The 14285-nt window shown below is 74.5% G+C and carries 14 protein-coding genes and 1 riboswitch; of the genes, 6 read left to right on the top strand and 8 right to left on the bottom strand.

The genetic code is table 11. The features are described from left to right. Positions 1–57: 57 nt before the first annotated feature. Complete coding sequence (locus A0J59_RS06310; RefSeq protein WP_064315563.1) at positions 58–2343, top strand: efflux RND transporter permease subunit; 2286 nt, start codon at positions 58–60, stop codon at positions 2341–2343. Between the two features lie 33 nt (positions 2344–2376). On the opposite strand, the gene A0J59_RS06305 is transcribed toward A0J59_RS06310, so the two are convergent. Next, on the bottom strand, positions 2377–2883 hold the full coding sequence (locus tag A0J59_RS06305; protein ID WP_064315562.1) for an FBP domain-containing protein: 507 nt from the start codon (positions 2881–2883) through the stop codon (positions 2377–2379). Between the two features lie 679 nt (positions 2884–3562). Here A0J59_RS06305 and atpC point away from each other — a divergent pair. After that, the gene (gene atpC, locus A0J59_RS21800; protein ID WP_172820027.1) at positions 3563–3877 is read left to right on the top strand and encodes an ATP synthase F1 subunit epsilon; all 315 of its coding nucleotides are present in this window, start codon (positions 3563–3565) and stop codon (positions 3875–3877) included. Positions 3878–3880: 3 nt separating this feature from the next. On the opposite strand, the gene A0J59_RS06295 is transcribed toward atpC, so the two are convergent. Beyond that, the gene (locus tag A0J59_RS06295) at positions 3881–4279 is read right to left on the bottom strand and encodes a VOC family protein (RefSeq protein WP_064315561.1); all 399 of its coding nucleotides are present in this window, start codon (positions 4277–4279) and stop codon (positions 3881–3883) included. Between the two features lie 91 nt (positions 4280–4370). On the opposite strand from A0J59_RS06295, the gene A0J59_RS06290 reads away from it, so the two are divergent. Beyond that, on the top strand, positions 4371–4619 hold the full coding sequence (locus tag A0J59_RS06290) for a DUF2630 family protein (protein WP_047230971.1): 249 nt from the start codon (positions 4371–4373) through the stop codon (positions 4617–4619). Between the two features lie 54 nt (positions 4620–4673). Continuing rightward, the gene (locus A0J59_RS06285; protein ID WP_231581656.1) at positions 4674–4925 is read left to right on the top strand and encodes a hypothetical protein; all 252 of its coding nucleotides are present in this window, start codon (positions 4674–4676) and stop codon (positions 4923–4925) included. 57 nt (positions 4926–4982) lie between these two features. Here the strand turns inward: A0J59_RS06285 and metE are convergent, their stop codons facing one another. Together metE and A0J59_RS06275 are read right to left on the bottom strand one after the other, a co-directional pair. After that, positions 4983–7466: a 5-methyltetrahydropteroyltriglutamate--homocysteine S-methyltransferase gene (gene metE / locus A0J59_RS06280; protein WP_064315560.1), complete on the bottom strand. Its 2484-nt coding sequence runs from the start codon at positions 7464–7466 to the stop codon at positions 4983–4985. A gap of 32 nt (positions 7467–7498) precedes the next feature. After that, positions 7499–8494: a methylenetetrahydrofolate reductase gene (locus A0J59_RS06275; RefSeq protein WP_082140886.1), complete on the bottom strand. Its 996-nt coding sequence runs from the start codon at positions 8492–8494 to the stop codon at positions 7499–7501. A gap of 163 nt (positions 8495–8657) precedes the next feature. Further along, positions 8658–8760, bottom strand: a riboswitch (SAM riboswitch). Positions 8761–8891: 131 nt separating this feature from the next. Between A0J59_RS06275 and A0J59_RS06270 the strand changes: the two genes are divergently transcribed. Together A0J59_RS06270 and A0J59_RS06265 are read left to right on the top strand one after the other, a co-directional pair. Beyond that, positions 8892–9836 (top strand): alpha/beta fold hydrolase, encoded by a 945-nt coding sequence (locus A0J59_RS06270; RefSeq protein ID WP_064315559.1) that lies wholly within the window; start codon positions 8892–8894, stop codon positions 9834–9836. Positions 9837–9882: 46 nt separating this feature from the next. Then, entirely contained in the window at positions 9883–10146 is a 264-nt protein-coding gene (locus tag A0J59_RS06265; protein ID WP_047230974.1) for a hypothetical protein, read from the top strand. A 69-nt stretch (positions 10147–10215) separates the two neighbouring features. Here the strand turns inward: A0J59_RS06265 and A0J59_RS06260 are convergent, their stop codons facing one another. From A0J59_RS06260 to A0J59_RS06245, 4 genes are read right to left on the bottom strand one after another with little or no spacing between them, the layout of a single operon-like run. After that, positions 10216–11739 carry a cation acetate symporter gene (locus tag A0J59_RS06260; RefSeq protein ID WP_064315558.1) on the bottom strand — a complete coding sequence of 508 codons (1524 nt, stop codon included), beginning with the start codon at positions 11737–11739 and terminating at the stop codon, positions 10216–10218. Next, a complete protein-coding gene (locus tag A0J59_RS06255; protein ID WP_064315557.1) occupies positions 11736–12194 on the bottom strand; it encodes a hypothetical protein in 459 nt (152 codons plus the stop codon). The genes A0J59_RS06260 and A0J59_RS06255 overlap by 4 nt, the downstream gene beginning before the upstream one ends. Continuing rightward, positions 12191–13051 (bottom strand): LytTR family DNA-binding domain-containing protein, encoded by an 861-nt coding sequence (locus A0J59_RS06250; protein ID WP_064315556.1) that lies wholly within the window; start codon positions 13049–13051, stop codon positions 12191–12193. The genes A0J59_RS06255 and A0J59_RS06250 overlap by 4 nt, the downstream gene beginning before the upstream one ends. Further along, on the bottom strand, positions 13048–14250 hold the full coding sequence (locus A0J59_RS06245) for a sensor histidine kinase (RefSeq protein ID WP_047230977.1): 1203 nt from the start codon (positions 14248–14250) through the stop codon (positions 13048–13050). The genes A0J59_RS06250 and A0J59_RS06245 overlap by 4 nt, the downstream gene beginning before the upstream one ends. Positions 14251–14285 lie beyond the last annotated feature (35 nt).

The following is a 14285-nucleotide window of genomic DNA, read 5'->3' as shown; positions in this document are numbered from 1 at the left end:
CTCCCGCGGGGCCTCGCACGACTCCCGCACGACGTTCCTCGACGAGGAGGACAGCCCATGGCGCTCGGACGCCTCCTGCACCGGACCGGACGGTTCGCCGCGCACCGTCGCGCCGTCGTCCTCGGCGTCTGGGCCGTCCTCCTCGTCCTCGGCGCGGTGCTCGGCGGCGCCGTCTTCGACAAGACCACCGACGTCGAGCCCGCCCCGCCCGGCAGTGCCTCCGCGCTCGCCGCGGAGCGCCTCGACGAGCTCGAGCCCGAGGGCGAGACCGTCGTCGCCGTCCTCTCGGGGCGCGACTACTTCTCCACGGAGCTGATCGCCCAGGCGAGCGAGGTCATGCACGGCATCCGCGCGATGCCGGGCGTCGTCGAGCTGTTCGACGCCTACACGGGCGGCGGCCTCATCGCCGACGACGGCCAGGGCTCGCTGGTCGTCGTCGAGCTCGACCCCGCGCTGTCCGACGACGAGGCGCTGGCCCTCGCGCACCAGGTCGCCGACGCGCTCCACACCATAGACACCCCCGAGGTCCTCGTCGGCGGGGCGCTGCTCGCCGAGGAGGCGTTCGTCGACCAGGCGATCACCGACGCCGCCGTGGGCGAGGGCGTGGCGATCGCCGTCCTGCTGGTCGTGCTCGTCGTCGTCCTCGGTGGCCTGCGCGCGGGCCTGGTGCCGTTGCTGTCCGCACTCGCCGCGATCGCGGTCGCGCTGCTCGTGCTCAGCGGCCTGCTGGGGATCGTGCCCGTCAACGAGTTCGCCGTGAACGTCGTGACGCTGCTCGGCCTCGGCCTCACCGTCGACTACTCCCTGCTCGTGCTCGCGCGCTTCCGCGAGGAGCGCGCCGAGAACCCGGGGCTTCCGCTCGACGAGCTCGTCGGGCGCACGCTCGCGACGGCCGGGCGCGCCGTGCTCGCCTCGGGGCTCGCCGTCGCGATCGCCCTCACCGGCCTGCTCCTGCTCGGCGACTCGCTGCTCTCCGGCATGGCCGTCGGCGGCGCCGTCGTCGTGCTCGTCGCGACAGCCGCCGGGCTCACGCTCGTGCCCGCGCTCGTCGCCACGTGGCACCGCGCCATCCCCGCGCCGGGCGCGCGGACGTGGTCCCACCCGTGGACGGGGCGCGGCGGCGCCGGCACGCTCGGCCGCCTCACCCGCACCGCGCAGCGGCACGCCGTGCTCGTCACGCTCGGCGCGACGGCCCTCCTCCTCGCGCTCGCCGTGCCGCTCGGCTCGATGACGCTCGGCAGCTCCGAGGTCCACTCCCTGCCCGCCGACGCCGAGGCGCGGCTCGCCGCCGACGCGTCCACCTCGCGCTTCGCCGACCTCGGCGTCACCCCGATCACCGTGCTCGTCGAGGCACCCCGCGGCGACGAGGCGGCGTCCGCCTACCTCGACCGCGTCGCGGCCCTGCCCGGCGTCGAGGACGCGATGCAGGACACCGACTACCCGCCCGAGGTCCTCGTCGTCGACGTCACCCCCGACGTCGGTGAGGGCGGCGACGCGACCGCCGCCGAGGCCCAGGACCTCCTGCGCGCGATCCGCGCGATCGATACCGGCGACCTCGACGTGCACGTCGCCGGCCCGGCCGCCGAGGTCGTCGACACCCAGGAGCACCTCGCGCAGCGCCTCCCGCTCGCCGCTGGTGTCGTCGTGCTCGCGACGTTCGCGCTCCTCTTCCTGCTCACCGGCTCGCTCGTCGTGCCGCTCAAGGCGCTCGTGCTCAACCTGCTCACGCTCGCTGCGACGCTCGGCGTGCTCGTCTCCGTGTTCCAGCACGGCGTCGGCGCCTCGCTGCTCGGGTTCGAGCCTTGGGGCGCGCTCGACGTCACGACGCCCCTGCTCATCGGCATGCTCGTGTTCGGCCTGTCCACCGACTACGAGGTGTTCCTCCTCGCGCGCACGGCCGAGGAGTGGCGCGCCCGCACGCCCGGGGAGGACCCGCGCGCCGCCAACGACCGGGCCGTGCTCCGCGGCATCACCGCGACCGGCCCGGTCGTCACGACGGCGGCCGTCGCCATCGGCATCGTGTTCCTCGGCTTCGCGGCGGGCGAGCTCGTCGCGATGAAGGAGGTCGGCGTCGGCATGGCCGTCGCCGTCCTGCTCGACGTGACCGTCGTGCGCGGGCTCCTGCTCCCCGCGACGATGACGCTCCTCGGGCGCTGGAACTGGTGGCCGTGGTGGCGGGACGGTTCCGAGGGTTCCGTCCGGGCGAAGGCTCCGCGGGGGCGCGACGGGTCCTCCATCCGCCGCTCGTCCCTCGCGGCTCCCGCCAGACCCGCCACGACCCGTCACACCCCCGCTCCGCCCTCGCCCTCGGCGTCCAGCTCGCCCTCCGCTCCGCCGAGGTAGAGCCCTGGTGGGCCGAGGTAGAGCCGTGGTGCGTCAGGCGTCGCGCATGACCTCGGTGACGAAGCGGGCGGAGCGTTCGCGGAGGCCGTCGACGCGGAGCTCGACGAACAGCTCGCGCATCGACTCGTCGTCGCCGATCTCGGTGCGGGTCGGGGCGCGGCGCACGTTCTGCGAGCACAGGAACTGCGTGCAGATGAGGGTGCCGACGGTGTTGCCGCGGCGCCCGGCGGCGCCGGCGCGCCGCGCGACGTAGAGGCTGACGTCGTCCGTCACGACGACGTCCTCGCACCACGCGCAGACGGCACGCTTGCGCATGCCGCCCGTCTTGGCGTCGGTGGAGCGCAGCAGGACGCCGCGGGGCTCGCCTTCGACCACGACGACGGCGTACGCCAGCAGCGGCGCCTTGCGGTCGCGCCACCCGAGGTAGTCGAGGCGGTCCCAGTCGAGCGAGTCGAGCTCGGGGAGGGTCGCCTGCGCGGCCTCGCGCTTGGACGCGTTGACGAACGACGCGCGGATCTGCTTCTCGGTCAGGGGAATCATGGGTTCAGGGCTTCCGTGTCGGTACGGTCCCACCCTGCCCGACGGCGTGCCGCGGCGCAGGAGGTCGGCTCACGACGACGCAGGGTCGCCATGGCGCACGACGGCGCCGCTCGGCCGAGCGGGGAGGGTGGGGATGACGGCGTGCCCGCGACCGCCGTCGCCAAGACCTGCTGAGCGCGGGTCGTCGGTCGTCGGGGAGATGACGACGAATGCCCAGCGCTCGACGGGGCGGGGCGCCGGGTCGGCGTCCGGCTGAAGGGCTCAGCGGGTGACGGTGCGGGAGGGGAGGGCGCCCGAGCAGGCCGTCATGGCCACCCCGCAGCCTGCGGTGCCGTGCATCCGCGTCTCCTCGTCCCGTGCGGCGCGCCGTCCGGCGCGACCTGATCCGTGGTCGTGCCGTCCGGCACGACGAACGGCTGCCCTCGGCAACCGTCACCCTCGATGGTGCGCCTCGCACACCGCCGCCGTCAACGTGATTCCGGTCGCGCGGGGACGTCCGGCCGCCCAAACCGGGGTTCCTCCCCAGGATGCGCCCTGCGTGGGGAGCGACCCCGAGCTCGGCACGTGGTCGTGCTCGGTGACCTCCGGCGACGGGGAAGGGACGAAAGACGGCGGGTCCGAAGCGCGCTCGGGCGCGAGACTCGGAGGCTCCGCCACCCGTCGTCGAGGAGGATCCTCCGTGCCCGTCGCGCCGTCACCGTCCGAGACCGCCGCACCCGTGGGGGAGCGCCTGGTGTCCGTCGAGGTGGTGGTGCCGTCCGGGGTGTTCTGGTCAGGCCCGGCGCGCAGCGTCACGGTGCCGTCGGTGTCCGGCACGCTCGGGATCCTCGCGCGGCACCAGCCCGTCGCGGCGACCTTGAAGGCCGGGCGCGTGCGGCTGCGCACGCCCGACCGCCCGACGGCGGAGCTGCGCATCGGCGGCGGCTTCCTCGTGGTCGACGACGACGAGGTGACGATCCTCGCCGACGACGCGACGTGGGTGCAGGCCCGGTAGCCCCTACGCGGGGTCGCTCACCGGACCGAGCTGCACGACGACGACCCGGTGCCCGTCGGGATCGTTGACGTGTGCGAACCGGTCCCCGGACTCGGTGTCGGCGTCGGGGCCGACGAACGGCTCGACCCCTGCGGCGGCGAGCCGCGCGAGGGTCGCGTCGAGGTCGTCGACGTAGAGCACGAGGTTCGGCAGCCCGTGGCGCACGAGGGGCGCGCCGCCGTCGGGGAGCGGGACGAGCCACAGCCCGGGCTCGTCGACGCGGCCGGGGCCGACGTGCAGCAGCGGGAACCCCTCGGTCTCGCCGCGGAACAGCGTCCCGAACCCGAACCCGTCCGCCCAGAACGCGGCGCTCGCGTCGAGGTCACGGCAGAGCAGGACCGTGCGGCCGATCGTCGTCGTCATGCGGCGAGCCTAGGCCGTGCCGCCGACGCCACGCCCGCGCGGCGCCCGACCTCGCGGGCGCACGTGCGCCGTCGGGCATACCGTGGACCGCATGGCGACCGACGGCGGCATCCGCAGGACGATCAGCGACCTCGTGGCGCAGGAGCGCGAGCTCCGCGAGCAGCTCGCGCAGGGGGAGATCACCGGGAGGCAGGAGCACGAGCGGCTGCACGCGATCGAGGTCGAGCTCGACCAGTGCTGGGACCTGCTGCGCCAGCGCGACGCCGCGCGCGAGTTCGGGAGCGACCCGGATGCGGCGACCGTGCGCGACCCCGGTACGGTGGAGAACTACCTGGACTGATCGTCGCCGACGACGACGTCCGGCCCCACGCACCGACCTCAGAAGGAGAACGCCATGACCACGACCAGCGAGCAGGCGGCCGACAGCCCCCTCCCCACCGGGACGGAAGGCCGCGACATCCCCGGGCACGCGGGCGCGCTGGCGCGGTTCGTCGTCTCGTTCGCCCTGTTCGTCGGGGGTCTGGTCCTCATGGGGTCGGGCATGTCCGGCGTCGACGGCGGCGTGTGGCTCTTCGTCGGCGGTCTCCTCGCCGCGACGCTCGCGTTCGCCCTCCCGATGGCGGGGACGGGCACGACCGAGCGCTGACCGACGCGACGCGGAGGCCGGGTTCCGACGGGAACCCGGCCTCCGGCGTGTCCGGGGTCAGCCGAGCGTCGCCCGGACCGCCTGTGCGGCCGCGACGAGGTGCTCGAGCGACGGCACGGTCTCCTCGTAGCGGCGGGTCTTCAGCCCGCAGTCGGGGTTGACCCACACGACCTTCGGGTCGATCGACTTCACCGCGAGCTCCAGCAGCTCGGTGACCTCCTCCGTCGAGGGGACGCGCGGGCTGTGGATGTCGTAGACGCCCGGCCCGATGCCGCGCGCGTACCCGGCGTCGCGCAGCTCGGGCACGATCTCCATGCGCGAGCGTGCCGCCTCGACCGACGTCACGTCGGCGTCGAGGCCGTCGATCGCGCCGATGACCTCGCCGAACTCCGAGTAGCACAGGTGCGTGTGGATCTGCGTCGCCGCCTCCACGCCCGACGTCGCGAGCCGGAACGACCCCACCGACCAGTCGAGGTACGCCGGCTGGTCGGCCTTGCGCAGCGGCAGGAGCTCGCGCAGCGCGGGCTCGTCGACCTGGACGATCCCGATGCCGGCCGCCTCCAGGTCCGCGATCTCGTCGCGCAGCGCGAGGCCGACCTGGTTCGCGGTGTCGCCGAGCGGCTGGTCGTCGCGCACGAACGACCACGCGAGGATCGTCACCGGCCCGGTGAGCATGCCCTTGACCGGCTTCTCGGTGAGCGACGCCGTGTACGACGACCACTCGACCGTGATCGGCGCCGGGCGCGTCACGTCGCCCCACAGGATCGGCGGCCGCACGCAGCGCGACCCGTACGACTGCACCCAGCCGTTCGCGGTGACGGCGAACCCGTCGAGGTGCTCCGCGAAGTACTGCACCATGTCGTTGCGCTCCGGCTCGCCGTGCACGAGCACGTCGAGGCCGAGCTCCTCCTGGAGCGCGACGACGCGCGCGATCTCCTCGCGCATCGCGACCGTGTAGTCGGCGTCGGAGAGGTCGCCCTTGGTCCACTGCGCGCGGGCGCGGCGGATCTCGGGGGTCTGCGGGAACGACCCGATGGTCGTCGTCGGCAGCGGCGGCAGGTTCAGGCGCTCCTGCTGGGCCGCGGCGCGCTCGGCGTAGTCGCCGCGCGCGAAGTCCGCGTCCGTCAGCGCGGCGGCGCGCTCGCGCACCGCGGGCACGACGACGCCGCTCGCCTCCGCGCGCGACGCCACCGCTGCGCGGGACGCCTCGATCTCCTCCGCGACGGCGTCGCGACCCTCGGTCAGCGCGCGGGCGAGCGTCGCGACCTCGCCGACCTTCTGGTCCGCGAACGCGAGCCAGTCGCGCAGGCGCGGGTCGAGCGTCGTGCCCGACGCCGTGCCGGGCTCGGCGAACGTCTCGTCCTCCACGTCGTGCGGCACGTGCAGCAGCGACGTCGACGTGCCGACGGCGACCGCGCCTGCACCGAGGTCGCGTGCGGCATCGAGCACGTCGAGCTTCGTGGACAGGTCGGCACGCCAGATGTTGTGCCCGTCGATCGCCCCGACGACGAGCGTCTTCGACACGAGGTCGTCGTAGAGCGAGCCCGGAAGGTCTGCCCGGACGGCGTCGATCGCGATCGCTTCGACGTCCGTGCCCGCGAGCGTCGCCAGGAAGTCGTGGGTCCCGCCGTCGGCGTCGACCGGCGTCTCCAACCCGCCGAACGGCGTCGCGACGAGGATCGCGGGCCGCGCGTCCTGCGTCGAACCCGGGATCGCTCCCGACCCGGAGGTCTCCGTGGGGAGCGACCCCGGGTTCGGCACGGGGCGGAGGTCGGTCGCGAGGGTGCGGTAGGCCGACTCCACCGCTGCCGCGAGCTCCGTGAACGGCACGTCGACCGAGTCGGTGACGAGGATCGGCTCGTCGAGCTGGACCCAGGGTGCCCCCGCGGCGGCGAGCGCACGCAGCAGGTCGGCGTAGGCGGCGACGACGTCGTCCAGGCGGTCGAGCGGCGAGTACCCGGCGGGCGCGTCGTCGGCGGCCTTGGACAGCGCGAGGAACGTCACGGGCCCGACGACGACGGGCCGCGTCACGACGCCCGCCTCCTTGGCCTCGACGAACTCGCGCACGACGCGGTCGTCGACGAACCGGATCGGGGTGTCCGGGCCGATCTCGGGCACGAGGTAGTGGTAGTTCGTGTCGAACCACTTGGTCATCTCGAGCGGCGCGTCGTCGCCCTGGCCGCGCGCCACGGTGAAGTAGCCCGCGAGGTCGAGGCGGCCGGCGTCGTCGGTGAGCGACGCGAACCGCGACGGGACCGCCCCGAGGGAGGCCGCGACGTCGAGCACCTGGTCGTAGTAGGAGAACGAGCCGGGGACGGACGCGTCGTCGGCGCCGAGGCCGAGGTCGACGAGCCGGCGGACGGTCGCGAGGCGCAGCTCGCGGGCCGTGGCCTCGAGCTCGTCGACCGACGTCTTGCCGGCCCAAAACGCCTCGACGGCCTTCTTGAGCTCGCGGCGGCGCCCGATGCGCGGGTAGCCGAGCACGGTGCCGGCGGGGAAGCTGACCGGGTTCTGGGTAGGGGAGGGTACGGAAGTGGCCATGATCGAAACCTCTTGCTGGTCCGGAGGACCGGTCAGACGGGCGTGCCGTGCGTGGCGGCGCTCGTCGTGGGCAGGGAGGTGCCGGTGACCCACGGCCCGCTGGCCAGGTCCGGGACGAGCGGGGCGGCGGCAGCGCTGGTGCTGCCTCCCGTCCCGGCCGACCCGCCGCCGAGGTGGACACCCTCGAGCAGGTCAAGAGCGGCGCGGTGCTTGTTGAACGTGTACACGTGCAGACCGGGCGTGCCCGCGTCGAGGACGCGCTGCGCGAGGTCCACGGTGTACGCGATCCCGTAGGCGTGCTGCGCCTCCGGGTCGGGCAGGGCGTCGAGCGCGTCCAGCAGGTGCTGAGGCGCGCGCACGCCCGTGAGCTCCTCGACGCGACGGAGCCGCGCAGGCTCCGTCGTGGGCAGCAGCCCGGCGAGGATGGGGATCGTCACGCCGGCCGCGCGGGCCTCGGCGACGAAGTCGGTGTACGACGACGCGTCGTAGAAGAGCTGCGTGATCGCGAAGCTCGCGCCGGCCTGCTGCTTCTGCCACAGGCGGCGCACCTCCTGGGCGCGCGTCGTGCCGGCGGCGGGGTTGCCGTCGCAGAACGTCGCGACGGCGATCGTCAGCGGGCGGGCCGCGCCGCGCAGCGCCGCGGCCGGGTCGGACGCGCAGCGCGACGCCTCGACCTCGCGCAGGAGCGCGACGAGCTCGGTCGACGACCGCACGCCGTCGGGCGCGGGCTGCCAGTCCGGCTGGTCGCGCGGCGGGTCGCCGCGCAGCGCGAGGAAGCTGCGCACGCCCTCGTCGAGGAAGTCGGAGATGACCTCCTCCACGTCCTCGCGCGACGCCCCGACGCACGTGAGGTGCGCGATCGGCAGCACGGGCGTGCCCTGGAGCAGGCGGCCGACGACCTGGCGCGCGGTCGCGCGGTCGGTCCCGGCCGCGCCGTACGTCACCGAGACGAAGTCGGGGTGGGTCGCGACGAGACGCCGCGCCGTCTCCCAGAACTTCGGCGCCGCGTCCGGGCGCCGCGGGGGCATGAGCTCGAACGAGACCGTGGGGCGTGCGGCCCCGCCGTGGGCCTGCCCGACGGCGTCCGCGACGCTCACGACGTCGCTCCGACCGGGGTGCGTGCGTGCGCGACCGCCGTCGGGCACGTGCTGCCCGGACGGTGCGCGAAGGATGCCTCTGAGACCATTAGTCGCTCCATCGACCCTGGCGTTAGCACCTTTGTCCTCGGGAGGCTTCCGTCGGCGGGTTGCTGCGGTGTCGTCGAGCCAGGACTCTCGACCGCTCTGGATGGTTGGCACGATCCTACGGCGCATCCGCCATGCGGTCGAGGGTGCTCGCCTGCTGAGACGCCCGCCCGGTCGAGGCCTCCTTCCTATGATGGGCGGACGGTCACGACCTGTCGCTCGGAGCGCTCAGGAGGATCCGATGAAGCACTCGTCCAAGCCGCGGCACCGCTCCCGAGAGGTCGACGGGGTAGGTATCCACTACCGCGAGGCCGGGGTGCCCTCGTCGACCGCGGTGCTGCTCCTGCACGGCTTCCCCGCCTCGTCCCACTCGTTCCGGGACGTGATGCCGGTGCTCGCCGACCACGCGTACGTCGTCGCCCCCGACCTTCCCGGCTTCGGCTTCTCCGACGCCCTCCCGCCCGAGGAGTACACGTTCGAGCGCCTGACGGACGTGATCGAGGCGCTGGTCACGAGCCTGGGGATCGAGCGCTACGTCCTCTACGTCACCGACTTCGGCACTCCCGTCGGGTACTCGCTGGCGATGCGCGACCCCGGCCACGTGCTGGGACTGGTCGTGCAGAACGGCAACGCCCACGACGCGGGCCTCGGGGACACCTGGGACACGGCCCGGCGTTTCTGGGCCGACCCGACCCCGGAGAACCGGGCGGCGCTCCCGGACTGGCTGACCTTCGAAGGGACCCGGGACCAGTACCTCGCCGGGTCGCCTCCGAGCGTCCAGGAGCTTCATCCGCCCGAGTCGTGGCACCTCGACTGGGGGCGGCTGTCGCGCCCGGGCATGACCGACCTGCAGTTCCGGCTCTTCACCGACTACCGGTCGCACGTCGCACGCTTCCCCGCGATCGCCGCCTACCACCGGCGCCACCAGCCCCCGTGCATGGTCCTCTGGGGCCGCTTCGACACGTTCTTCGACATCCGCGAGGTCGTCGCCTACCACGAGGTCATGGAGACCCTCGCCGTGCACGTCTACGACGCCGGTCACTTCCTGCTCGAGACGCACGCGAGCGAGGTCGCCGCACTCCTCGCCGCCTTCGTCGACGACGCGCTCGACCGGGCGGGGTCCACCGCACGGTGGGCAGCCAGGTCGGCGCGAACCGATGCGCCGGAGGCGCCGGCCCGGGACTAGGGTGAGCCGACCTCTCACCGACACCGAGCGAGCACAGGAGCCCGCCATGTACGCGACCCCGACCCGCCCGATGACGCAGGACGAGCTCGATCGGATCTGCCGCGTGTGGGCCGACTGCGGCAGCGACGACCCCACCGACCGGTGGCTCGAGCTCTGGGACGGCGGCGACGCGGACGACCACCCGGAGCAGCGCGACGCGATCGTCGCGATCGCGCGGGAGGTCGGCCTGGAGACTGCGGTCGAGGACGGCGTGCTGCGCGTGCAGAAGACGCAGCAGCTCCACGACGAGATCGGCGCGCGCTGGATCTGACCAGGTCAGGGCTCCTGCGCTGCAGATCTCACGCTTTCTACGCTACAGATCTCAGGCCGCGCACCGTCGTCAACGGCGCCGGAGCTCCGGGACGTGCAGGCGCCGGAGGAACCGGTCGGTGCGCAGGGGCGGGCCGTGGCGGTCGAGCAGGGACACGACGACGACCGTCGCGGTCGCGATCGGGATGGTCCATGCCGCGGGCTGGGCGAGCAGGGCGCGCACGACGCCGGGGACGCCGTCCGCCGTCGCGCCGGACGAGACCGTCCCGTAGCCCGCGGCGACGAGGGCGGACGAGGCGAGCAGCGCCGTCGCGCACAGGACGGACCCCACGACCATCCCCGCCACCGCGCCGCGCGCGGTGAGGCGGCGCCACCACACGCCCAGCAGGATCACGGGCGACAGCGCGGAGGCGGCGAAGACGAACACCGTCCCGACGCTCGTCACGAGCCCCTGCGGGATGGTGACGAGCGCGAACGCGAGCGGGATGAGCGTGCACGCCACCGCCGACCACCGGAACGACCGCACGGTCCCGCCGAACAGGTCCTGGCTCACGACGCCCGCGAGCGCCACGACGAGCCCCGAGGACGTGCCGAGGAACGCGGCGAACGCTCCGGCGACGACGAGCGCGGCGAGCAGCTCGCCGCCGAGCCCGGGCACGAGGCGGGTCGGCAGGGTGAGGACCACGGTGTCCGCGACCCCGGGCTCGGCGAGGTCGGGAGCGACGACCCGCGCGACGAGCCCGAGCGTGCTCGACACCATGTAGAACACGCTGATCATCACGAGCACGACGACGGTCGTGCGGCGAGCCGAGCCGCCGTCGGGCGAGGTGTAGAAGCGCACGAGGACGTGCGGCAGGCCGGTCGTGCCGAGCAGGAGCGCGAGCAGGAGCGAGACGGTCGCGTACGCGTCGAGGCCGCCGGGTCCGGCGTCGTGGGGGAACACGGCGGCGGGGTCGAACGTGACGATCGCGCCGCCGGGCTCGAACGCCCCGCCGAGCGCCATGAGCACGAACACGAGGGGCAGCGCGAGCGCCGTGAGCTTGACCCAGAACTGGAACGCCTGGACGAACGTGATGGAGCGCATGCCGCCCGCCGCGACGACCGCGCTCACGACGACCGCGATCCCGACCGACCCGACCCACGGCGGGACGGGCGCGACGCTCGTGATGACGAGCGCCGCGCCGTGGAGCTGCGGCACCACGTAGAGCCACCCGATGACGAGCACGAGGACGCTCGTGACGCGGCGCGCGACGACGGAGTCGAGCCGGGCGTGGACGAAGTCGGGGATCGTGTACGCGCCGCTGCGGCGCAGCGGGCCGGCGACGAACAGCAGGACGAGCAGGTAGCCCGCCGCGTACCCGACGGGGAACCAGAACGCCTCCGCGCCGGAGAGCAGCACGAGCCCCGAGAGGCCGAGGAACGTGCCCGCGGACAGGTACTCGCCGCTGATCGCGGACGCGTTCCACACGGGCCGCACCGTGCGCGACGCGACGAAGAAGTCGCTCGTGGTGCGGGAGATGCGCAGGCCGTAGAACCCGATGAGGCCGGTCGCGAGCAGGAGCAGCCCGATCGCGACGAGGGGCAGCGCGCTCACGGGGCGCCCGCCTGGTCGGGGACCGCCTCGTCCGGGCCGCCCTCGGCGGGCCCGGCCGATCCCTCGGCGAGGGCGCGGTACCGGCGCTCGTTGCGCGCCGCCGCGACGGCGAACACGACCGCGAACGCGACGATCACGGGGTAGAAGCCGTACGCGTGCACGAGCCAGGGGAGCGGGACGCCGAGGATCACGACGGCGTCCAGCGCGGGCACCGCGCTCATCGTCACCGTGAGCAGCGCGACGACGGCGAGGAACGAGACCACGCACGCGAGCCCGAGCCGGAGCTGCGCCCGGACGAGGCCGCGCGTGTAGTGGGCTACGTCGTCGTCCGGCTCCTCGGGGCGGCCTCGCGGGGTGCCCGACGGCGGCCCGGCGTCGGGTCGCGCGTCCGTCGACCGGACGCGCACGCGCTCGGCGGGCGGGGTCGGGGCCGACGAGGGGCCCGGGTCGCTCACGACGGCCCCCGGTGCGGGCCGAGCAGCGCCTCGCGCACCGCCGGGACCATGCGGCGGCTCACCGGGACCTCGTGGCCCGCGACGACGAGCGCGGGCTGCGCGCCCCCGAACCGCGCCGCGGTCACGGCCGCGCGGTCCACGAGGTACGACCGGTGGACGCGCAGGAACCCGGCCGGGGCCCACCGCTCCTCCAGGTCGGACAGCGGCTCGCGCACGAGGAACTGCTCGGTGTCCGTCACGAGCCGCGAGTAGTCGCCCTGCGCCTGCACCCATCGCACCGCGCTGCGCCGGACGAGCCGCGTCGTCGTCCCGACCGTCACGACCAGCGTCTCGTCCTCCGGCACGTCGGGTCCCGCACCGGACCCCACGACCGGGGGAGCGGCGCTCGCGGGCGCCGCTCCGGCGTCCGGGGCGGTCCCGCCCGCACGGCCCGCGCGGTCCGCGACGCGCTCCACGACCCGGTCGACGGCGCGCGTCAGGCGCTCGCGGCGCACGGGCTTGAGCACGTAGTCGACCGCCTCGACGTCGAACGCCTCGAGCGCGCGAGCCTCGTCGGCGGTGACGAACACGACGGCCGGGCGGTCGGCGAACCGCGAGAGCGCGCGCGCGAGGTCGAGGCCCGTCAGCCCGGGCATGTGGATGTCGAGGAAGGCCGCGTCGACCGTGCGCGAGGAGAGCTCGCGCAGCGCCTCCGAGCCGGTCGCGACCCCGAGCACGGTCCGCACGCGCGGGTCGCGCCGCAGCAGGGCGACGAGCTCGTCGAGCACGGGCCGCTCGTCGTCGGCGACGAGCACGTCGAGCCCGACGGCGGCCGGGTCCTCGGGCGCCGGGCCCGGGGTCGCTTCGGTGCCGGTCACGGCACGCTCACCTCCGTCTCGTGCAGGGGCTGGGAGCGGGGCACGCGCAGGCGCACGAGCGTGCCCGAGCCGGGGGCGGTCTCGATGTCGAGCGCGTGGTCGTCGCCGTAGAGCTGGCGCACGCGCCGGTCGACGTTGCGCAGCCCCACGTGCTCGCTCCCGCGGGACGTGAGGAGCTCGCGCACGACCGCCGGGTCCATGCCGACGCCGTCGTCCTCGACCGTGATCTCCGTCTGGGTGCCCTCGTCGCGCGCGGTGATGACGATCGTGCCGCCGCGCTCCCGGGGCTCCAGCCCGTGCCGGACCGCGTTCTCGACGAGCGGCTGCACCGACAGGAACGGGATCACGGTGGTCAACGACTCGGGCGCGATCTGGAGGGTCACGGCGAGGCGCTCGCCGAACCGTGCGCGCTCGAGCTCGACGTAGGAGTGGATGGAGCGCAGCTCGTCCGCGAGGGTCGTGAAGTCGCCGCGGCCCCGGAAGGAGTAGCGCGTGAAGTCGGCGAAGTCGAGCACGAGGTCGCGCGCCCGCTCCGGGTCCGTGCTGATGAACGACGCGATGGCGCCGAGCGCGTTGTAGACGAAGTGCGGGCTGATCTGGGCGCGCAGCGCGCGCAGCTCGGCCTGCGCGAGCGCCGTGCGCGACGCCTCCAGCTCGCCGAGCTCGAGCTGGGCCGAGCACCACTGCGCGACCTCGCCCGTCGCGCGCACGAGCGGTGGGCGGACCGTGCCGGCGAACGCGACGACCACGCCCGCGACGCGCCCGCCCGCGACGACTGGCGCCCCGACGGCGTCCGCGACGTCGCCGCCCGCCTCGTCGCCGTTCTTGTGGTCCCGGCTCTCGACGTGGCGGCGACCGGTGGCGAGCACGCGCTCGGCGACCCGGCGCGCGTCGGGCTCGAGGGTCGTGCTGCCGTCGAGCGCGACGGCGCCCTCGGCCGTGACCACGGCGAGCGCCTCGGCGCCGAGGAGCTGGCGCAGGGAGCGTGCCGCGCGGCCGACGTCGTCGCCGTCGAGGCCGCCCCGCAGGTGCGTCGCGGCGCGCGACGCGAGGTGCAGGGTGCGGAACGTGGCGCGGTCCGAGTCGCTCCCGAGCTCGCGCGACCCGCGCGCGAGCCGCCAGGCGAGCACGAGCCCGAGGGTGAGCAGCACGCCCACGGCGAGACCGGCGACGGCGCCGGCGAACACGGGCCCGGACATGCAGTGATCGTATCCAGCGCGGCGTCACCCACCCG

This window comes from Cellulosimicrobium sp. I38E (assembly GCF_001647255.1).
In the GTDB taxonomy this organism is placed as follows: domain Bacteria; phylum Actinomycetota; class Actinomycetes; order Actinomycetales; family Cellulomonadaceae; genus Cellulosimicrobium; species Cellulosimicrobium cellulans_E.
The sequence above is the reverse complement of the archived record's forward strand: the minus strand, read 5'-3'. Positions and strand labels throughout refer to the sequence as shown.

Coding starts and splice junctions, on each gene's coding strand:
- A0J59_RS06310 (WP_064315563.1), top strand. CDS start 58: ATGGCGCTCGGACGCCTCCTGCACCGGACCGGACGGTTCGCCGCGCAC.
- A0J59_RS06305 (WP_064315562.1), bottom strand. CDS start 2,883: ATGATTCCCCTGACCGAGAAGCAGATCCGCGCGTCGTTCGTCAACGCG.
- A0J59_RS06295 (WP_064315561.1), bottom strand. CDS start 4,279: ATGACGACGACGATCGGCCGCACGGTCCTGCTCTGCCGTGACCTCGAC.
- A0J59_RS06290 (WP_047230971.1), top strand. CDS start 4,371: ATGGCGACCGACGGCGGCATCCGCAGGACGATCAGCGACCTCGTGGCG.
- A0J59_RS06285 (WP_231581656.1), top strand. CDS start 4,674: ATGACCACGACCAGCGAGCAGGCGGCCGACAGCCCCCTCCCCACCGGG.
- metE (WP_064315560.1), bottom strand. CDS start 7,466: ATGGCCACTTCCGTACCCTCCCCTACCCAGAACCCGGTCAGCTTCCCC.
- A0J59_RS06275 (WP_082140886.1), bottom strand. CDS start 8,494: ATGCCCCCGCGGCGCCCGGACGCGGCGCCGAAGTTCTGGGAGACGGCG.
- A0J59_RS06270 (WP_064315559.1), top strand. CDS start 8,892: ATGAAGCACTCGTCCAAGCCGCGGCACCGCTCCCGAGAGGTCGACGGG.
- A0J59_RS06265 (WP_047230974.1), top strand. CDS start 9,883: ATGTACGCGACCCCGACCCGCCCGATGACGCAGGACGAGCTCGATCGG.
- A0J59_RS06245 (WP_047230977.1), bottom strand. CDS start 14,250: ATGTCCGGGCCCGTGTTCGCCGGCGCCGTCGCCGGTCTCGCCGTGGGC.